The organism is Bradyrhizobium sp. 27S5 (assembly GCF_037217225.1).
GTDB classification, from domain to species: domain Bacteria; phylum Pseudomonadota; class Alphaproteobacteria; order Rhizobiales; family Xanthobacteraceae; genus Bradyrhizobium; species Bradyrhizobium septentrionale.
Window position 1 is genome coordinate 888386 of the sequence record NZ_CP147714.1, and the last position, 19180, is coordinate 907565.

Annotated in this window: 19 protein-coding genes; 6 read left to right on the forward strand and 13 right to left on the reverse strand. The window is 65.7% G+C overall.

Going from position 1 to position 19180, the window contains the following annotated elements; translation table 11 throughout:
• Nucleotides 1-9: 9 nt before the first annotated feature.
• From WDM24_RS04280 to WDM24_RS04295, 4 genes are all read right to left on the reverse strand, one after another.
• On the reverse strand, nucleotides 10-363 hold the full coding sequence (locus tag WDM24_RS04280; protein WP_338830554.1) for a type II toxin-antitoxin system RelE/ParE family toxin: 354 nt from the start codon (nucleotides 361-363) through the stop codon (nucleotides 10-12).
• On the reverse strand, nucleotides 309-545 hold the full coding sequence (locus tag WDM24_RS04285) for a hypothetical protein (protein WP_166302175.1): 237 nt from the start codon (nucleotides 543-545) through the stop codon (nucleotides 309-311). Before WDM24_RS04285 ends, WDM24_RS04280 begins: the two co-directional genes overlap by 55 nt.
• Before the next feature lie 33 nt (nucleotides 546-578).
• Complete coding sequence (locus WDM24_RS04290) at nucleotides 579-1970, reverse strand: oligosaccharide flippase family protein (protein ID WP_414645681.1); 1392 nt, start codon at nucleotides 1968-1970, stop codon at nucleotides 579-581.
• A 184-nt stretch (nucleotides 1971-2154) separates the two neighbouring features.
• Nucleotides 2155-2994, reverse strand: coding sequence for a protein-disulfide reductase DsbD domain-containing protein (locus tag WDM24_RS04295; protein ID WP_338830555.1), 840 nt, complete (start codon nucleotides 2992-2994; stop codon nucleotides 2155-2157).
• A 136-nt stretch (nucleotides 2995-3130) separates the two neighbouring features.
• On the opposite strand from WDM24_RS04295, the gene WDM24_RS04300 reads away from it, so the two are divergent.
• The gene (locus tag WDM24_RS04300) at nucleotides 3131-3790 is read left to right on the forward strand and encodes a YqgE/AlgH family protein (RefSeq protein ID WP_166302183.1); all 660 of its coding nucleotides are present in this window, start codon (nucleotides 3131-3133) and stop codon (nucleotides 3788-3790) included.
• 142 nt (nucleotides 3791-3932) lie between these two features.
• On the opposite strand, the gene WDM24_RS04305 is transcribed toward WDM24_RS04300, so the two are convergent.
• Both WDM24_RS04305 and WDM24_RS04310 read right to left on the reverse strand, forming a co-directional pair.
• Nucleotides 3933-4820, reverse strand: a complete 888-nt coding sequence (locus tag WDM24_RS04305; protein ID WP_338695526.1) for a TauD/TfdA family dioxygenase — start codon at nucleotides 4818-4820, stop codon at nucleotides 3933-3935.
• 228 nt (nucleotides 4821-5048) lie between these two features.
• Nucleotides 5049-5828: an SDR family NAD(P)-dependent oxidoreductase gene (locus WDM24_RS04310; RefSeq protein WP_338830556.1), complete on the reverse strand. Its 780-nt coding sequence runs from the start codon at nucleotides 5826-5828 to the stop codon at nucleotides 5049-5051.
• A 176-nt stretch (nucleotides 5829-6004) separates the two neighbouring features.
• On the opposite strand from WDM24_RS04310, the gene WDM24_RS04315 reads away from it, so the two are divergent.
• Nucleotides 6005-6739: an SDR family oxidoreductase gene (locus tag WDM24_RS04315; protein ID WP_338695530.1), complete on the forward strand. Its 735-nt coding sequence runs from the start codon at nucleotides 6005-6007 to the stop codon at nucleotides 6737-6739.
• Between the two features lie 61 nt (nucleotides 6740-6800).
• Nucleotides 6801-7166: a CsbD family protein gene (locus tag WDM24_RS04320; protein ID WP_338830557.1), complete on the forward strand. Its 366-nt coding sequence runs from the start codon at nucleotides 6801-6803 to the stop codon at nucleotides 7164-7166.
• Between the two features lie 171 nt (nucleotides 7167-7337).
• Here the strand turns inward: WDM24_RS04320 and WDM24_RS04325 are convergent, their stop codons facing one another.
• Together WDM24_RS04325 and WDM24_RS04330 are read right to left on the reverse strand one after the other, a co-directional pair.
• Nucleotides 7338-9068 (reverse strand): DUF459 domain-containing protein, encoded by a 1731-nt coding sequence (locus tag WDM24_RS04325; protein WP_338695534.1) that lies wholly within the window; start codon nucleotides 9066-9068, stop codon nucleotides 7338-7340.
• 334 nt (nucleotides 9069-9402) lie between these two features.
• Nucleotides 9403-10716, reverse strand: a complete 1314-nt coding sequence (locus WDM24_RS04330; protein WP_338832579.1) for a lytic murein transglycosylase — start codon at nucleotides 10714-10716, stop codon at nucleotides 9403-9405.
• 306 nt (nucleotides 10717-11022) lie between these two features.
• Between WDM24_RS04330 and galU the strand changes: the two genes are divergently transcribed.
• The gene (gene galU, locus WDM24_RS04335) at nucleotides 11023-11898 is read left to right on the forward strand and encodes a UTP--glucose-1-phosphate uridylyltransferase GalU (RefSeq protein ID WP_338830558.1); all 876 of its coding nucleotides are present in this window, start codon (nucleotides 11023-11025) and stop codon (nucleotides 11896-11898) included.
• A gap of 984 nt (nucleotides 11899-12882) precedes the next feature.
• Here galU and WDM24_RS04340 read toward each other — a convergent pair.
• Entirely contained in the window at nucleotides 12883-13842 is a 960-nt protein-coding gene (locus WDM24_RS04340) for a LysR substrate-binding domain-containing protein (RefSeq protein ID WP_338830559.1), read from the reverse strand.
• A 118-nt stretch (nucleotides 13843-13960) separates the two neighbouring features.
• On the opposite strand from WDM24_RS04340, the gene katG reads away from it, so the two are divergent.
• The gene (gene katG, locus WDM24_RS04345) at nucleotides 13961-16126 is read left to right on the forward strand and encodes a catalase/peroxidase HPI (RefSeq protein WP_338830560.1); all 2166 of its coding nucleotides are present in this window, start codon (nucleotides 13961-13963) and stop codon (nucleotides 16124-16126) included.
• Nucleotides 16127-16237: 111 nt separating this feature from the next.
• Here katG and WDM24_RS04350 read toward each other — a convergent pair whose 3' ends face one another.
• The 3 genes from WDM24_RS04350 to WDM24_RS04360 form a co-directional block, all read right to left on the reverse strand.
• Nucleotides 16238-16435 (reverse strand): hypothetical protein, encoded by a 198-nt coding sequence (locus WDM24_RS04350; protein WP_338830561.1) that lies wholly within the window; start codon nucleotides 16433-16435, stop codon nucleotides 16238-16240.
• Between the two features lie 122 nt (nucleotides 16436-16557).
• Complete coding sequence (locus WDM24_RS04355) at nucleotides 16558-17568, reverse strand: aldo/keto reductase (protein WP_338830562.1); 1011 nt, start codon at nucleotides 17566-17568, stop codon at nucleotides 16558-16560.
• 102 nt (nucleotides 17569-17670) lie between these two features.
• Nucleotides 17671-18096, reverse strand: a complete 426-nt coding sequence (locus tag WDM24_RS04360) for a PaaI family thioesterase (protein ID WP_338830563.1) — start codon at nucleotides 18094-18096, stop codon at nucleotides 17671-17673.
• Nucleotides 18097-18189: 93 nt separating this feature from the next.
• Here WDM24_RS04360 and WDM24_RS04365 point away from each other — a divergent pair, with 93 nt between their 5' ends.
• Entirely contained in the window at nucleotides 18190-18819 is a 630-nt protein-coding gene (locus tag WDM24_RS04365) for a CoA pyrophosphatase (protein ID WP_338830564.1), read from the forward strand.
• Nucleotides 18820-18829: 10 nt separating this feature from the next.
• Here the strand turns inward: WDM24_RS04365 and WDM24_RS04370 are convergent, their stop codons facing one another.
• A complete protein-coding gene (locus WDM24_RS04370) occupies nucleotides 18830-19051 on the reverse strand; it encodes a hypothetical protein (protein WP_338830565.1) in 222 nt (73 codons plus the stop codon).
• Nucleotides 19052-19180: the final 129 nt, after the last annotated feature.

Consider the following 19180-nt stretch of genomic DNA (forward strand, 5'->3'; position numbering starts at 1 on the left):
GACCGCGAGCTAGTGGGGATCCGGATCGGACGGGGAGAACGGCATCCGAGATGTATGTCTGATGTGCAGGATGTCGATTGTATCGCTGCGGACCCGATAGAAGATACGGAACGGATAGCGCAGGACTGTGATCGCACGGACCGCGGAGCGCTGTGAGACGCGCGGCGCTGATCCGGGCGCGCGGCTCACACGGTCAATAACTTCGTGGAAGCGGCGTTCAGCCGCAGCGATTGTCGGGCTGGCGTGGGTCGAATAGTAAGTCGCGATTTCGTCCAGATCAGTCAGCGCTTGGCGCGAGAAGACGACCTTCACTTGCGACGAAATTTGGCAAACGCGGCTGCGACCTCTTCGTCGGTCGCGCACTCGCCTGCGTCGATGGACTCCATTGCGGCATCGATGACCCGCAATTCGTCCCGCGTCGCGACGTAGTCCTGGGCCTGCAGTTCGATTTCGATCTGGTTTGCGATCGATACGAGTTCATCCTGTGCCGACTCGGGCCAGGATTGAACGCGATCGAGCAGATTTTTCAGTTCGGCGGCGGTCATGTCGCGTAATATATGCCGTAGTCGGTGGAAATGCTACGGCGCGGAACGGGCCTTCCCGAACGCCAGCACGTGCAGCCCGAGCCGCGAGCGCACCACATAGAACAGCAGGATCGTCTCGAAGGTCAGCGACAGCGAGGTCGAGGCGGCCGCGCCCATGCCGCCGTAGCGCGGGACGAGCGCGATGCAGAGCCCGACATTCATGAAGAAGGATACCGCATAGGCCGTCGCACAGATGCCCTGGTGTCCGAGCATGTTCAACAGGCGCTCGACCGGCCCGATCGCCGAGCGGATCACAAGCCCGATCGCGGCGACGAACATGATGCTGTAGCCGTCGACGAATTTCGGGCCGAACAGCCACAGCAGCGGCTTGCCGAACGCGAGCAGCGCGATGGTCGCGAACAGCGAAGGCCAGAATGTCCAGCTGATGGCGTGCGCGACATAGGCCGACAGCCGGTCCTTGTCGCCGAGCGCGTTGTACTCGGCGAAGCGGTGCGCCGTCGTCGCCGACATCGCGTAGTGCACGAACGACACCAGCGCCAGCGTCTTCACCACGGCGAAATAGATGCCGACCTCTTCCGACGAGCGGAATTGCTGCAGCATCAGCACGTCGGTGTAGCCGAGCAGCAGATAGAAGCTTTCGACCAGCATGATCGGCAGCGAGATCGCGAACCAGCCCTTGACGTCATAGGTCTTCTCGCCGGGCCCGACATGGGCGGTGAGCCGCCGGTTCAGCACGATCATCTGGCCGATCGCCGCGATGTACACGGCAGCCGCGCTCGCGATCATCGCCACCGTCGCGCCGAGATTGAGGCCGAGCGCCAGCGCGCCGGCAGTCAGCGCGATGATCAGCCCCTGCCGGACGATGAACTGCGGCATCAGGCCGAGCTGCATCCAGTCATGCGCGCGCGAGATGCCGTCCTGGGTGTTGGCGACCACGAAGGGCGGCAGCGTCAGGCAGCCGATATAGAGCGGCACCACCGCGTTGGGATCGATCCAGGGCGAAGCGAAATGGATCACGCCGGCGAGCAGCAGCGCCACCGTGCTGGACGTGGCCAGCACCACCCAGCGGCCGCCGGAGAGGAAGCCGCGCAGCGCGGCGAGGTCGCCGCGCGCGCGATATTCCGGGATGATCTTCTGCGAGGAGGGCGCGATGCCGAAATCCATGGTGCTGCCGAGCAGCAGCACCCAGGTCCAGACATAGACATAGATGCCGTAGTCCGAGCCGCTCATCCAGCGCGCCAGCAGGATCTGCGCGAGATAGGCGATCGCGGCGCTGATGACGCGGATGACGAAGATGGTACCGGCCAGGCGCTTGGTGACCGAGGCCTCCTTGGTGCCGCCGAGCAGGCGCGCGGCGAGGCCCCGCAGGCGTGCGACCGGGCCCGATGGCGCAGAGGTTGCGGTTTGGGTTTCCATCACAGCCAAGGCGCAAAATTCCTGAAGCGCCGCAGCGCGGCAATGCGCCTCGATCTATCAACGAAACGTTAAGATTGGGTTGGATGTCCGCCCGGGCAGGGAACCTGCCGATGCGCCGACTGCGTATCGGACGCGGCTCGCGCTTGCGGAACTGCCCGCTTGGCGAGCACCCACGGCACTAGCTCAAATGGCGTCAGTTCAGATTGATATTGAATTCGTAGCTCTTGTCGCCGCCGACCAGCGTCAGTTTCAGCGCCGCGCCGTCCGCCGTGGCGCCGGGCGGCAGCCCGTCGAGCTCGAAAGAGAAGCGCTTCACGCCGGGCGGCGCGTGCTCGACCAGCTTGGGCACCGGCAGCGCCCAGTCGGGCGTCGGCCCCTCGACGAACAGGCTGAGGTCACGGCTCTCGGGCGCGGTGACATCGACCAGCACGTTGTTCTTGCCGTCGCGCTTGACGTCGCGGATCGTGAACGGGGTCGGATCGCCGATATTGGCGGGCTTCGGCACCGCGTTGAGCGCGTCGGTCAGCGCGGCGTCCTCGGTCGAGGCGACGCTGGCGAATGCCAGCTCGGCCTTCGCCTCTACCGGCACGCACAGCTTCTCGCACACCGCGTAGTTGATGTCGGCGCGCAGCACCAGCGGCTTGTCGGGATTCTTCGCGACGATGCGCAGCGGCAGCACGACCTGGTGCTTGTAGCCGAGCGAGGTGCCGCCGGCGCCGTCGTCGAACTGGCGCGGCGCGGGCCACATCACCGTGACGGCCTCGACATTGTCCGACCTGGAGAAATCGAATCGCGGCGGCACGCCGGAATCGCCCGGTGTCCGCCAGTAGGTCTTCCAGCCGTCCTGCAGCTGGAAGGCAATGCCGCCGAGCAGCACCGTGCCGCTGCGCGATCCCGCGAGCAGCCGTACCGCCGAATGCGTGTCCTGCTGCCACGGCGAGGCGTCGTCGGCGCGAACCTCCGTTGCCATGGACGCGACGGAAAGTAGGGCGGCAACGCCAAAGGCGGCCCGCAGGGGAACTGTGACGATCATGAGACGTCTTTACCTGCAACTTTCGTTGCAAACCATTGAATTGCTTGTGATGCATCGCCGCATGGCGGGCGATGGTTGATTGACAGAACCGCGACCCAATATCAGGATGCCAAATCAGCAGGAAAGGCCTTTGCGGATGCGCCCTGAAGGCAAAACAGGCAAGACTCGCAGGACCGCCGCCGGCAGAAACCCGGCCCCCGGTCCCCATGCCGCCGATGATGGCTATCTCGACGGCCAGATGCTGATTGCGATGCCTGTCATGAACGACCCGCGCTTCGAGCGCTCGGTGATCTACATGTGCGCCCATTCCTCCGAGGGCGCCATGGGCATCATCGTCAATCGCCCGGCCGGCAGCATCGATTTCCCGGGGCTCCTGGTGCAGCTCGACATCATCGAGAAATCGGACCAGATCCAGCTGCCCGAGAATGCCGAGATGATGAAGGTGATGAAGGGCGGCCCGGTCGACACCGGCCGCGGCTTCGTGCTGCATTCCAGCGACTTCTACATCCAGGATGCGACGCTCAACATCGACGACGGCATCTCGCTGACTGCGACCGTCGACATCCTCAAGGCGATCGCCAAGGGCTCAGGCCCCAAGCACGCGATCCTCGCGCTCGGCTATGCCGGCTGGGCGCCGGGCCAGCTCGAGAACGAGATCCAGCACAATGGCTGGCTGCACTGCGACGCCGATCCGGAGCTGATCTTCGGCGCCGATGTCGACGAGAAATACGCGCGCGCCCTGCGCAAGATCGGCATCGAGGCCGGCATGCTCTCCAACGACGCCGGCCACGCGTAGTTTGTGCGCGTCTCTCTCCGTGTCTCCCGCGAAAGCGGGGCATCCAGTACGCCGCGGCCCTTCGGCAATCCACAAATGTCTCTGGAATACTGGATCGCCCGGTCGAGCCGGGCGATGACAGCTTGGGATATGGCTGCGCCCGCTACTCCGCCGCTTCCTGCGCCACCGTCGGCTGGGTGCCCGCCACCGTGGCGCGGCGCATGTCGCGGGGCTGCGACTGGTCGTAGCGGCGGACGCGGTGCACGGTCTGGCGGTTGTCCCACATCACGAGGTCATGCACCGTCCATTTGTGCACATAGACGAACTCGCCCTGCGTCGCGTGCTCGGTGAGGTCGCGCAGCAGCAGCCGTGCCTCCGGCATGCTCATGCCCCTGATGGCGCCGGCATGCGACGACAGATACAGCGACTTGCGGCCGTGCACCGGATGCGTGCGCACCAGGCGCTGCAGCACCGGCTTGAACATCTGCTTTTCTTCATCCGTATAGTCGAGGAAGCCGAGCGAGCCGCGCGAATACATCAGCGAGTGCTCGCAGATCATGTCCTCGATCTCCGCCTTGGTCTCGTCGTCGAGCGCGTCATAGGCGGCGCGCATGTCGGCGAATTCGGTGTTGCCGCCCTTCGGGTTCACCACGCGCGCCGACAGCAGCGAGAATTTCGCCGGGATCGGCCGGAACGAGCTGTCGGAATGCCACAGGCAGTTGCCGAGGTTGAACAGATGGGTGCGATGATCCTTCGGCAGCGGCTTGCCGTCCTTGCCGAGATTGGAGACGTCGTTGAGCCCGGCGGAGAGACGGTAGTCCTCCTTCTTCGCCACGGTGCCGCCGCGCGCATCCTCGCGCTCGCCGAAATTCAGCGCGAACGCCATCTGCTGGTCGTCCGTGATGTCCTGGCCGTGGAAGACGAGCACGGCGTACTTGTCCATGCCGGCCTCGATGTCGATCGCTTCCTGCTTCGTCAGCGGCTTGCGCAGATCGACGCCGGAGACCTCGCCGACGAAATGCTTGTGAAGCTGGCGGATCAGGACCGTCATGGCGTATCTCCCCGTATCGCGCGGGCGGTTGTCCCGCTTCGTTTGCCGGGAAGGCTACTCCCGAGGAGCGCCCTGTCAACGCACGGTACGACATGCAGGGTTGCGCCGACTCGTGTCCCGGACGCGGTGCAGCGTCTCTTGACGGTGCACCGCAGAGCCGGGACCCTTGCTGCGTGGCCCCGGATCAGCAGCGCACCACTCTGTGCTGCGCCGCATCCGGGGAACGCATCAAGCGTTTCTGGCCATCAACCCGCCGTCAACCGGAATCACGGCGCCGGTCAGGAACGATGCCGCGGGCAGGCACAGGCTCAGCGTCATGTGCGCGACCTCTTCGGGATCGCCGTAACGCGCGAGCGCGGTGCGGCGCTTGGCGTAGATCGTCTTGTGCTCCTCGGAGATGCGGTCGGTGATGGCGGTGCGGATCGGGCCCGGGCAGATGCAGTTCACGGTGATGCCCTCGCGCCCCAGTTCCACCGCGAGCGAGCGGGTCAGGCTGGTGACGCCGCCCTTCGCCGCGGAGTAGGCGCTGTGCAACCCGGTCGCGCCAAGCGCCTCGGTCGAGGCGATGTTGACGATGCGCGGCGATCGCGACTTGCGCAGGTACGGCAGTGCGGCGCGGATGATGCGTGGATGCGCCGTCAGCATCACCGCGATGCCCTTGGCCCAGGCGTCCTCGTATCCGGGATCGTCGATCGCCACGCGCACCGAGATGCCGGCATTGTTGACGACGATGTCGAGCCCGCCGAAATGCGCGGCGACATCGTTGACGACCTTGGTGATCGCATCGCGATCGGCGACGTCGAGCGTCCAGGCCTTTGCCGAGCCGCCGCTCGCCGAGATTTCCTTCGCCACCGCCTGCGTGCCTTCTTCGGTCAGGTCGGTGACCGCGACATTGGCGCCTTCGTCGGCGAACACCCGCGCGGTGGCGCGGCCCATGCCGCTGGCGGCGCCGGTGACGAGAACGGTGAGGCCCTTCACCGAACGGCTGAGCTGTTTGAATTCGGACATGACGGACCCCCGTTGATTTTTTTGCGTTGTGAGATCGACAACGCTGGCACCGATCCGCGGAGACGTCAAACCACCGATCCGATATCGGCGCGCGCGCAGCGCGTTAACGCAAGTTTCCCAGTTGGCTTTTCGAAAAGGATGATGCTCAATCAATAAAACAGAGAAGGAGGAACGCGATGAACGAGCTCGATTTCGGCGGCAAGCAAATATTGGTGGTCGGCGGCTCCAGCGGCATCGGCAACGGCATCGCGCAGGCCTTCCGCGCCAAGGGCGCGCGCGTCAGTGTGTACGGCACCCGTGCGCAGGCGAGCGATTATTCGAAAGAGGAGGGCTCGGATCTCGAGGGCCTCGCCTACGCGCAGCTCGATGTCTCTAATCCGCAGGCGATCGAGAGTTTCACGCCGTCATTCGACCGGCTCGATGTGCTGGTGCTGGCGCAGGGCGCGGTGATTTACCGCCGCGGGGAATTCGAGATGGCGGGCTTCCGCAAGGTGCTCGAGGTCAATCTGATGAGCCTGATGGCCTGCGCCACCAAATTCCACGCGATGCTGACCGCGAGCAAGGGCTCGCTGATCATCGTGAGCTCGACCGCGGCCTATCATTCCACCATGGGCAATCCGGCCTACAACGCCTCGAAGACCGGCGCCGTCGGGCTGACGCGCACGCTGGGCGAGGCCTGGGCGGAGAACGGCATCCGCGTCAACGGCATCGCGCCGGGCCTCGTCGACACCAAGATGACCAAGGCGACGACGGCCAATCCAAAGCGTCTCGAAGGCGCACTGGAGCGCATTCCGCTGAAGCGTCTCGGCACGCCCGCCGACATGGCCGGCGCCGCGCTGTTCCTCGCCTCGCCGCTCGCCTCCTACATCGTCGGCCAGACCATCGTCGTCGATGGCGGGCTGATCCTTTAACGCCAGGAACCTGCACGCGGTTCGCCGGTTAGCCCCCTGACATTTTCAGGGAGTCGTTGTGATGGACAAGGATCGGATTCTCGGTACGGCGAAGGAGTTCGCGGGCAAGGCCGAAGGCGCAGTCGGTGACGTAGCCGGCGATGCAAAGACGCAAGCATCGGGCCGCGTGCGCGAAGCGGCTGGCGCGGTGCAGGATCTCTACGGTCAGGCCAAGGACGCGGCCGACACCGCGGTCAACTACGCCAAGGATGCCTACGAGCAACGCGGCGAGACCGTTCGCAGCGGGCAGAAGGCGATGGCGCAGACGGTGCAGGACAATCCGCTCGGATCGCTGCTGATTGCCGGCGGCATAGGCTTTGCGCTCGCGCTCTTGATGACGCGCCAGCCGCGCCGCCCGTCGCCGTCGCGCTGGCGCTATTACGGCTGAGCGCCGTAGCTGCGTAGGGCGGGTTAGCGATAGCGTAACCCGCCGTTTCTCCACGATTGCGATATCGGCGGATTACGCCGGAGCCTGTCATCGGGCCGCGCTTCGCGCGGACCCGGTGGGTTAATCCGCCTTACAAACCCTCAGCTATGTTTGAGGCCGCGCGCCTCGCGCTTACCACTGCCAGGGATTCCCCGGCGCCGCGGCCCGCTGTCCGATATTGCCGGGCGGCCGCGGCGGGCGCGGCGGCGGTGCGACCAGCGGGCGCTGCTGCGGCGCGCCGAAGCCGAAGATGTCGCGCAGCCAGGGTTGGGTCTGCGGCTGCTGTTGCTGCGGTTGGGCCTGGGCCGGACGGAACGCACGCCGTTGCGGCTTCGGCGCGGTGATGATCGAGCCGTCGGGCGCGATCGCCGTGGTGGAGGGCGGCGGATTCGCCGGCGCACCGCTCGGCGCGGCTGGCGTGGTCGCGGCGACAGGCACGTCGCCCTTGGCCTGCTCGCGGCCGATCTCGCGACGCGGCCAGGCGAAATCGTCGGCGCGGCCGGCGGGCGGCGCCAGGGCCTCGCCCTTCACCAGCGTGCGCGCGGCGAGCGCATCGACGGCGGCGGGCCGCGAGCCCGGTCCGCCGAGCAATTGATCGGTGCCGACCGTGGAGGCGACCAGCGGCAGCACGGGGCCCGCCAGCGGCCGCGGCGCCGGCTTGCCAGGCTCGGCGCTGGTATCGGGCGTTGCCGGCTCGCTCGGCAGCGCGATCGGGCCGGTGCGCACCGCAAGCAGCCGCGTCACCTCGCGCTCGACATAGTGCGCGAGCTTGCGCGCGCCGGCCTTGGTGAAGAACACGCCGTCATCGGAGCGCAGCTTGCGGGGCTGGCCTTCGAAGTCCGGGCCCTTCTGCATGAAGCGGCCGGCCTCGTCGACAAAGCCGTCCCAGACGTCGACATAGGTGATGCCGGCCTTGCCGGCGCCGTCGCGATACAGCGCGTCGAGGAACAGCATGTCCGACGTGCCCTTCTGGCCGCGGATCGCGGGCAGGCCGACCCACAGCACCGGCACGCCCTTGCTCTTCAGCACGTTGATCAATTCCTCGATCTTCTTGCCGTAGAGCTCGACCCAGCGGTCGTCGCGGAATTCATAGAGGCCGTTGGGCGAGCGCGCGGTCTTTTCCGGCGCGGCCTGGGCATCATTGTCGGCGTCGTCGGCTAGCGGCTCGGCATCGGCGGGCTTGCCGTCGGTCTTGCCATCAGTCTTGGCGGCGGTATCGGGCTTGTCGCCGGGCTTTGCGTCCGGTTTGGCGCGCGCGTCCTTTTTGTCGTCCTTCTTATCGACCTTCTTCTCCACGACAGGTTCGCGGATCGCGGTGCGATCGTTGAGGCCGAGCATCACGACGATCGCGTCGGGGTTCTCGGTGGCGAGAATGCCCTTGGCGGCGGCGGCCCAATCGGCCGGATCGCCCTTGGGCTGATAGCGGATCAGGCCGGACACCGTCTTGTGCTTGCGGATCACGCCCATGTCGGGCTGGTCGGAATAGGCATCCTCCAGGCCATAGGCGAGCCAGTCGGCCATCGCGTCGCCGATCACGAGCACGTTGCGCTCGGCGGCGGCCTCGCGCTTGGCCGGCGCCGGCGCGCGCGAGAAATCCTCGCGCGGCCGCTGCTGCTGTGATTGCGGTTGCTGCTGCTGCTGGAACGGCGCGAAGAAATCGCCCCCGAACCAGCCGCCGCCGCCACCGCCACCGCTGCGCGGCGGCGCCGCGCGGCGCTGGGGTGCGTCACCAAAGCCCGGGAAGCCGAAGAACTGGGCCGAGGCGGGCTGGGCGACGCCGATCAGGAGCGCAAGCGCCACCGCGAGCGCGACCAGCGGGCCGGCTTCGGTGAATATGCGCAGGAAGGACTTCGGCTTTCGCATCGGGCGGTCGCAATGATCTGGAAGTACCACCCCATACTAGCGGAATCGGGCCGCAAGCGGGCAGCTTTTCCACCATAAATCGGGTGCCCCCGGCGGCCGTCAAGGCGCCGGGCAAATATCGGATTTCACGGTTACTTTTGGGGATGAGGGGGCCGGATGCCGCCACGACGGAACTGCGCCCCCTCTCCCGCTTGCGGGGGAGGGCTGGGGTGGGGGTATCACCGCGAGTCACCTAGCGGAAGGAGCCCCCACCCGGATTGCATCTAACGATGCAATCCGACCTCCCCCGCAAGCGGGAGAGGTGCAGCGAGCTCGCGGCTACGAGTGGATCGCCCTACCTTCCCCGCAGCCGCTCCAGCACCTCGGCGGTGGCAAAGCCGTCGGCGGGGGCGCCGATCGAGACCTGGAAGCCACGCAGCGCTTCGCGGGTCTGGCCGCCGAACTGGCCGTCGGGCGTACCCTTGTAGAAGCCGCGCTGGGCCAGCAGCTGCTGCAGTTCCAGCCGCTCGGCGCGCGACAGTACCCGTTCCTGGCGCGGCCAGGGCTGCACGAAGGGCTGGCCGCCGCGCAGGCGGTCGGCGAAATGGCCGATGGCGAGCGCATAGGCCTCGGCCGGGTTGTACTTCATGATCACCCGGAAATTCTGCTGCATCAGGAAGCCCGGCCCCGCGGCGCCGGCCGGCGCCAGCAGATAGGCCTTGTCGGAGGACCGTGGGAACGGCTGGCCGTTCGGCCGCTTGAGGCCGAGCTGCTCCCATTGCGACAGCGGCATCGCCTTGGCGCGATCGGCCAGCATGTAGTTGAAGCCTTCCGGCAGCACGACCTCGTAGCCCCAGCTCGCGCCGGTCTGCCAGCCGTCCTTTTTCAGATTGTTGGCGGTCGAGGCGATCAAATCGCTCGGATCGTCGACGACGTCGCGGCGGCCGTCGCCATCGCCGTCGACCGCGTAGCGCTTGAACGCGGTCGGCATGAACTGGGTCGGGCCGAAGGCGCCGGCCCAGGAGCCGCGCATCTGCTCGGGCCTGAGATCGCCGCGGTTGAGGATTTCCAGCGCCGACAGGAACTCGTCCTTGAAATAGGCCTGGCGGCGACCGATGCAGGCAAGGGTCGCGGTCGACTGCACCACGCTGCGATCGCCCATCTGGGTCGAATAGTTCGATTCGATGCCCCAGATCGCCGCGATGATATAGCGATCGACGCCATAGGCCTGCTCGGTCGCGTCGAATTGCGCCTTGTACTTCGCAAGGATCTCGCGGCCTTTCGCCAGCCTCGCGTCGCTGACGAGAATGTCGAGATAGTCCCAGATCGCCTTGGTGAATTCCGGCTGCGAATCCATCAGATCCATGATGCGCAGATCGGGCGTGAGGCCCGCAGTGAAGCGCTCGAAATTCTCGCGCGTGATGTTGCGTCGTGCGGCATCTGGCCACATCGCTGCGAGGCAGTTCGGGAAGTCCGACGCGGCCTGGCGGATCGCAACGGCGGTCATCAAAGGATGGCCGGAGGCGCCGTCCTCCCCACTCCAGGGCGGCGCGGTGCCGTCGCCTCCGGTCGCGGCCTGCGGCGGCGTCGCGGCATTGGGTCCGGAAAAGATGCTGTCGATCAGGTTGGTCAGGCCGTTGCCCGATTGGGCCCGGGCGCCGCCGGGCATCAACAGCGCCGCGCCTGACAGCAGAAGGGCCAACGCGACGAGGCGCGCGCTGAAAAGCCTGGTCCTTGATGTTCCCGTCGCGTGCATTGTCGTGTGCCTGTCAAAAACGTGCGGTTTCAGAAGGCCCCGGCACGGTTTCCATTAACTTAACATCGGCGAGATTTTGCTGCCGCAGCTTTGGCCGGCGGGAACGGCGGAATTAAGCCTCACCACACATCCGCCTTTGTTGGCGGCTGCAAAACAGGTACCAAGGCATGATTCATTTCGTGCCGCCGTCCCACCCATTTCAAGGCTTCCGATAATCCAATGAAGATCCGCAAAGCCGTATTCCCCGTCGCCGGTCTCGGTACCCGCGTGCTGCCCGCCACCAAGGCGATGCCGAAGGAGATGCTGACGATCGTCGACAAGCCGCTGATCCAGTACGTGGTCGATGAGGCGAGGGAAGCCGGCATCGAGCACTTCGTGTTCGTCACCGGCCGCAACAAGGGCGTCATCGAGGATCATTTCGACCGCATGTTCGAGCTCGACACCACGCTCGCGCAGCGCGGCAAGAAGACCGAGCAGGAGATCCTGGCGCAAAATCAGCCCGAAGCCGGCGCGATGAGCTTCACCCGGCAGCAGTCGCCGCTCGGTCTTGGCCACGCGGTGTGGTGCGCGCGCGACATTGTCGGCAACGAGCCGTTCGCCGTGGTGCTGCCGGACGAACTGGTGCTGAACACGCCGGGCTGCCTGAAGCAGATGATCGACGCCGCAAGCAAGCTCGGCGACAAGTCGAACCTGATCGCGGTCGAGGCGGTGCCCGACGAGCTCACCCATCAATACGGCATCTGCAGCGTCGGCAAGCGCTCCGGCAACATCTTCGAGGTCGATCGCATGGTCGAGAAGCCGCCGCAGGGCACCGCGCCGTCCAACCTCTCGATCACCGGCCGCTACATCCTGCAGCCGGAGATTTTCGATATCCTGGCCACCCAGGAGCGCGGCGCCGGCGGCGAGATCCAGCTCACCGACGCGATGATCGGGCTCGCCAGGACGCAAAAATTCTACGGCGTCGAGTTCGAGGGCGAGCGTCACGATTGCGGCTCGAAGCCCGGCTTCCTCCGCGCCAACATCGCCTTCGGCCTCAAACGCCCCGAACTGCGCGACGGCCTGATCACCGAGATGAAGAAGTATCTGGAGAGGTGAGGCGCGGGGCGCTGCGCGCGCCATTCCGCGGCGCATAGCGCGATGCCGCGGGGCGCGGTGAGGTAAGCACGCCGCTCAGGCTCCCTCTCCCCTTGCGGGAGAGGGTGGGGAGAGGGGTAGCCCCGGGCAAGCTGATCGATGAGCGCATCGTTCGCGCAACTTGTTCGCTTGCCGCCGTGACTAATACGGTGAGAGCACGTCGTGTGGCACCCCTCTCCCTAACCCTCCCCCGCAAGGGGGGAGGGAACCCTGCCGTCGGTGCGTCCCTCACGCGCGCGTGCCACTGAGTTGCCCGACGGCGCAAGCCCCTTCGGCGAAAATATTTCGCTTTATCAGAAATGTAACTCGGTGTATGGTCTGCTCGTCTCACCCGATTGAGGGGCGCTGCGCATCGTCACGGGTGTTGCGGTGAGATGCGGTGGACGCCGAGTGTGCAACTGACGAGTGCGCATGACGCGGACGGTGAAGTCGTGTGGTCCTGACGCCCTAGCGGCCGGTGTCCCCTTGTGAGACGCAATTGCGTCTTGCGAAGGCGGTGACAAACAAGCCCAGTCTCGCCGGGGAGAGCACGAAGTAAGCCGTAACCCATCGCGCAGGGAAAGCCGGATTGTTCGGTTTCACCTGTGGTCCTACCCCCGAGCTTTCTACCCTTTGCTCGGGGCCCATGGGTGCGATCGGCACCCGGCTTTCCCTGCGCCCTCTGATCCTCAGAGAGGCGAAACGAGATGCAAAGCTCGGGCAAATCATGTCGCGAGAATGCGGATGCGTGACTCACAGGCCATGCAACACACTCGGTGTCGTCCCGGCGAAGGCCGGGACCCATAACCACAAAAGGATGTTGCTGAGCGTCGCTGGAACGACGAGTCCCGTTCACTATAATTGCTGCGGCGTATGGGTCCCGGCCTTCGCCGGGACGACAGTTGTGGGGGTGGTGCGACGTGCGTGTCAAACGCGGCCTGCGGCTCCGTCGTGCCACAAGAGCGATCAAGCGACCTTGCGCCGCCCCGCGCGCTTTGCCGGCTCTTTCGCACCATTCCCCTTCGGCGCGCGCAATTCTTCGGCGGCGAGCGAGACCACTTCGGCGATCTGCTGCAATTGTGCCGCGAGCGGGCTGGTCTTGCGCCAGACCATGCCGATGGTGCGCGAGGGCTGCGGGTTCTTGAAGCGCGAGACCGTGACCGGCGCCGAGCGCGTCTCGACCGTCACCGCCATCTCGGGGATCAGGGTGACGCCGATGCCGGCGCCGACCATCTGCACCAGCGTCGACAGCGAACTCGCGTCCAGCACCTCGCGCGGAGGCGACGACGACTGCATGTTGCAGAACGACAGCGCCTGGTCGCGGAAGCAATGGCCTTCCTCGAGCAGCAAGAGCCGCATCTCGCGCAGCATCTCGGCGCTCGGCACCGGCGTCTTCGCGTCCTCGCCTGGCCGCACCAGCAAGAAGCTTTCCGTGAAGAGCGCGACCTCGGTCAGCGACGGTTCATGCACCGGCAGCGCCACGATCGCGGTGTCGAGCCGGCCTTCGGCGACCTCCTTGATCAGCTTCGGCGTCAGCGTCTCGCGGACATGGATGTCGAGCTCGGGATGCAGCCGCGCCAGCGTCTCGATCACCTTCGGCAGCAGATATGGCGCAATCGTCGGGATCATGCCGACGCGCAGGCGGCCTGCGAGCTTGTCGCGCGAGGCGCGCGCGAAGTCGCCGAGCTCGTCGACCGAGCGCAGGATGTCGCGCACGCGATGCAACAGGTCCTCGCCAAAAGTCGTCAGCGTGACCTGTCGCGCATTGCGTTCGATCAGCACGCCGCCGACGGCGCGTTCCAGCTCGCGGATCTGCATCGACAGCGCCGGCTGCGAGACCGCGCAGGCCTCCGCGGCGCGGCCGAAATGCCCGTGCTGCGCCAGCGCATCGAAATACCTCAATTGCCGGAGTGTGACATTTATCATCAGATTATCTTATCGTCGCGATCATTAAAGTCAATTTCACCTGATGGATTGGGGCGCGTAGAATTGTTCTTGGAAGAGCTCCAGCCCATTCCAGAATCCATCACCTCGGAGAAGAAACATGGACGCAAAAACCGACGAAGGCGCGGGCAAATGCCCATTCACGGGCGGGCCCCGCGGGCACTCGAATCGTGACTGGTGGCCGGAGACGCTCGACGTTCAGGTGCTGCATCAGAACTCCAGCCTGTCCGACCCGATGGGCAAGGGCTTCGACTACGCCAAGGAATTCAAGACCCTCGATCTCAACGCCGTGATCAAGGACCTCACGGCCCTGATGACGACGTCGCAGGAATGGTGGCCGGCTGACTTCGGTCACTACGGCGGCCTGATGATCCGCATGGCCTGGCACTCGGCGGGCACCTACCGCATCACCGACGGCCGCGGCGGCGCCGGCGCCGGTCAGCAGCGGTTCGCTCCGCTCAACAGCTGGCCCGACAACGCCAACCTCGACAAGGCGCGCCGGCTGCTCTGGCCGATCAAGCAGAAATACGGCCGCAAGATCTCGTGGGCCGATTTGATGGTCCTCGCCGGCAACGTCGCGCTGGAATCGATGGGCTTCAAGACCTTCGGCTTCGCCGGCGGCCGCGCCGACGTGTGGGAGCCCGAGGAACTGTACTGGGGTCCGGAAGGCACCTGGCTCGGCGATGAGCGTTATAGCGGCGAGCGCCAGCTCTCCGAGCCGCTTGGCGCGGTGCAGATGGGCCTGATCTACGTCAACCCGGAAGGCCCGAACGGCAATCCGGACCCGGTTGCCGCGGCCAAGGACATCCGCGAGACGTTCTTCCGCATGGCGATGAACGACGAGGAGACGGTTGCGCTGATCGCCGGCGGCCACACCTTCGGCAAGACCCATGGTGCGGGCGATCCGTCGTTGATCGGTCCGGAACCGGAAAGTGGCGCGCTCGAGGAGCAAGGCCTCGGCTGGAAGAGCAAGTTCGGCACCGGCGTCGGCGCTGACGCGATCACCGGCGGCCCCGAGGTCACCTGGACCCAGACCCCGACCAAGTGGAGCAACCACTTCTTCGAGAACCTGTTCAAGTACGAATGGGAGCTGACGAAGAGCCCGGCGGGTGCGAAGCAGTGGAAGGCAAAGGGCGCGGACGCCGTCATCCCGGACGCGTTCGACCCGTCGAAGAAGCATGTCCCGACGATGTTGACGACCGACCTGTCGCTGCGCTTCGATCCGGCCTACGAGAAGATCTCGCGCCGGTTCTATGAGCATCCGGATCAGTTCGCGGACGCCTTTGCCCGCGCCTGGTTCAAGCTCACCCACCGCGACATGGGTCCGATCGTGCGCTACCTCGGCCCGCTGGTGCCGAAGGAAACGCTGATCTGGCAGGATCCGCTCCCGGCGCTCGATCATGCCGTGATCGACGACAAGGATGTCGAGGCGCTCAAGGCGAAGATAACAGCCTCGGGTCTGTCGGTGTCCGAACTGGTGTCGACCGCCTGGGCCTCGGCCTCCACGTTCCGCGGCTCCGACAAGCGCGGCGGTGCCAACGGCGCGCGCATCCGTCTCGCTCCGCAGAAGGACTGGGATGTCAACGAGCCGGCGCAGCTCAAAACCGTGCTGGGCAAGCTCGAAGCCATCCAGAAGGAGTTCGGCAAGAAGGTCTCGCTGGCCGATCTGATCGTGCTCGGCGGCGCCGCTGCGATCGAGAAGGCGGCGAAGGACGGCGGCACCAATGTGAAGGTCCCCTTCACGCCGGGCCGCACCGATGCGACGCAGGATCAGACCGACGTCGAATCGTTCGCTCCGCTCGAGCCGCGGGCTGACGGCTTCCGCAACTACATCAGCGGCAAGCGTCAGTTCATGTTGCCCGAGGAGGCGTTGGTCGATCGTGCACACCTCATGCGGCTGACCGGACCGGAATTGACGGTTCTGATCGGCGGCCTGCGCGTGCTCGGCGCCAACGCCAAGAAGTCGAAGCACGGCGTCTTCACCGGCAAGCCGGGGACGCTGACCAACGACTTCTTCCTCAACCTGCTCGACATGGGCACGGTGTGGAGCGATGCCGGCGAGGGCGTCTATGAGGGCCGCGACCGCAAGACCAAGGCGGTGAAGTGGACCGGCACCCGCGCCGACCTGATCTTCGGCTCGCACTCGCAGCTGCGCGCGTTCGCCGAGGTCTATGGCTCGTCGGATGCCAAGGAACAGTTCGTCAAGGACTTCGTCGCGGCCTGGGCCAAGGTGATGAACGCCGATCGCTTCGAGCTCGCCAAGTAAATTGGTCGAGTAAGCGGCCGGCAACGGCAATCAGGACAGGGCGGCGCTTCGGCGCCGCCCTGTCTCATTTCAGGGACGATAACGAAGGGTTTCGCGGTTTGGCTATTCCGCTCAGTCGTGCAGCTTCATGTCGCGAATCATCGCTGCGATCTCCGCCTGGGTCGGAGCCGCGAGCGGGACCTGCGGCACGCTGCTTGTCGCATAGGGGACATCGCACTGTGAGGCCACGCGCGAGGGCTCGAAGATCGCGGTCAGGCTTGCCCAGCAGACCAGCAGCGCCACGATCCAGTCCAGTACATTGGATGCCATCATTGCAGCACCAGTATCAGCATTGTCATGCCCTGATGCTGCAGCCGCCGCGGACATTGCGCAATTCGGAAGGTGCGAAACGTAACTTCGGCGCAGCCGAGACAAACGCCGACGCCGCGATGCTATTCGGTCCGCGCCCGGCGTCCTTCGATCGGATAGGCGGGATCGTTGAACCCGGGCGTCGAGGGATGGCCGGTGACGACGAGGCGATCGATCAGCGCCTCGTCCTCGGTGGTGAAGCGATAATCGAGCGCGCGGATGTAATCGTCCCATTGCGCTTCGGTGCGCGGGCCGGCGATGACGGCGCTGACGAACGAGGAGTTCAGCACCCAGGACACTGCGAACTGCCCGGCGGTGATGCCGCGGCTCTCGGCGTGGTGCTTGATCTGCTGCGCGAGCTGCAGCGATTCCGGCCGCCACTCGGTCTGCATCATGCGCTTGTCGTTGCGCCCCGCGCGCGTGTCCGCGGGCGGCGCCGCATCGGGCGCGTATTTGCCGGTCAAGACGCCGCGCGCCAGCGGGCTGTAGGGCACGATGCCGAGGCCGTAATTGGCGCAGGCCGGGAAATGCTCGACCTCCGGCATCCGGTTCATCGCGTTGTAATAGGGCTGGCTCGCGACCGGGCGGTCGATGCCGAGCCGGTCGCAGATGTTGCAGATCTCGGCGACGCGCCAGGCGCGGTAGTTGGAGACGCCGAAATAACGCACCTTGCCGGCGCGGATCAGGTCGCCGATCGCGCGCACCGTCTCGTCGAGCGGCGTGGTGTGGTCTTCCTTGTGCAGGTAGTAGACGTCGATGTAGTCGGTGCCGAGCCGCTTCAGACTCTCGTCGGCGGCCTGGAGCACCCAGCGCCGCGACAGTCCGCCATGGTTGGGGTCGTCACCGATCGGATTGGCGAGTTTGGTCGCCAGCACCCAGTTCGACCTTCTGTTCGAGATCGCGCGTCCGACGACCTCCTCGGATTTGCCGCCATTATAGGCGTCGGCGCTGTCGATGAAGTTGATGCCGGCCTCGCGCGCCTTCGCCACGATCCGCGACGAGGTCGCCTCATCGGTCGGTCCGCCGAACATCATGGTGCCCAGGCAGATCGGCGAAACCTTCAGGCCGCTGCGGCCAAGCTGGCGATATTGCATCGATCGTTCCTCCTGATGTCATTCCGGGATGGTCCGAAGGACCAGACCCGGAATCTCGAGGTTCCGGGTTCGATGCTGCGCATCGCCCCGGAACGACGATGGTCAACTCTCGTTCTTCAGAATCTTGAACACGCCGTTGGCCATCGCGATGCAGCGCTTGTCGACGGTCACCTCGGCCGTGATGAAGATCAGGCTGCGGGTCGAGCGCACCACGCGCGGGCGCGTCATCAGGATCTCGCCGATCTTGCCGGCCTCAACGAAATGGGTGTCGAGCTGCACCGTCGCAAGCGTCGGCCTGCCCGAGACGAAACGCGCGGCCATGCCGCAGGCGCGGTCGGCGAAGGTCATGATGACACCGCCCTGCACCAGGCCGCGGCGGTTGTGGTGCTTGTCCTCGGTGATCAATGCGAGTTCGAGCGCGCCGTCCTTCAGCCGTTCCCACAACGGGCCGATCAGCGTCAGGAAGCCGGTGGTGTCGGCGACCTTCCAGCCGTCGGATTTGAGCTTGTCCGCGGCCTTGGCCGTCATGAGGTGAGGATCCGTTGCTTGCAAATGATTGATCGCAGGAGGCATGCCGTTCAGGTCATTTCATCAATCGCGGTTGTGTTGTAGTCAAGGTCAATGGCCCGCACATTTGACGATGCCACCCGGCGGAATATCGCAGAGCTCTGCTCGGCGTTCGCGCGTCTCGCGCCGGCCGATGCTGCACCGACACTGAAGCGCGCGGCGGTCGCGATCGTGCTGACCGAAGCCGATGACGGCAGCGGCGCGGCCTTCCTCTTGACCCGCCGCAGCGCGCGCCTGCGCGCCCACAGCGCGCAATGGGCGTTGCCGGGCGGGCGCTGCGATGCCGGCGAGACGCAGGCCGAGGCTGCGCTGCGCGAATTGCACGAGGAGCTCGGCATGGCGCTGTCCGACCGCGATGTGCTCGGCGTGCTGGACGACTATCCGACCCGGTCCGGCTATCTGGTCACGCCGGTCGTGGTCTGGGCCGGCGCCAACGCGGCGATCGTGCCGAACCCGGATGAGGTCGCTTCTGTCCATCGCATCGGCCTCGATGCGATCGAGCTAGAGGACGCCTTCAGCTTCGTCACGATCCCGGAGAGTTCGCGGCGGGTGATCCGCTTCCGGCTCGGCGGCCAGCATATTCATGCGCCGACCGCGGCGCTGATCTATCAATTCCGCGAGGTGCTGGCCGGCCGCAACACCCGCGTCGCCGATCTGGAGCAGCCGGTGTTCGCTTGGAAGTGAGTGGAGGAAACTATCTGTGGTGCCGCTTGTGGCGGCGCGGCTTCGTTACTTTCGGTGGTGCGGCAGGATGCGCCGCGACCGCGGGTTCCGGATTGGGCGCCCGCGACACGTTGTCGTAACAGGTGAGACGTGAACGGGTATCCGGAAACGATCCGCAATCCGGACGTTCGGCGCGCGCCGGCGCCGTCAGCGTCAGCGCGCCTGCGGCGGCGAGCCAGAGTGCGTTCCTCATCGCGATCTCCACTGCTTTCCTCGGAGAACACCGCATTATGGCGAAAATTCTGGATTTGGTCGCGGCATCCCGCCGCTTTCGATCCGGACAATTCCGGGCTGACTTCACGGCCGCGCTTGCTACAAGGAG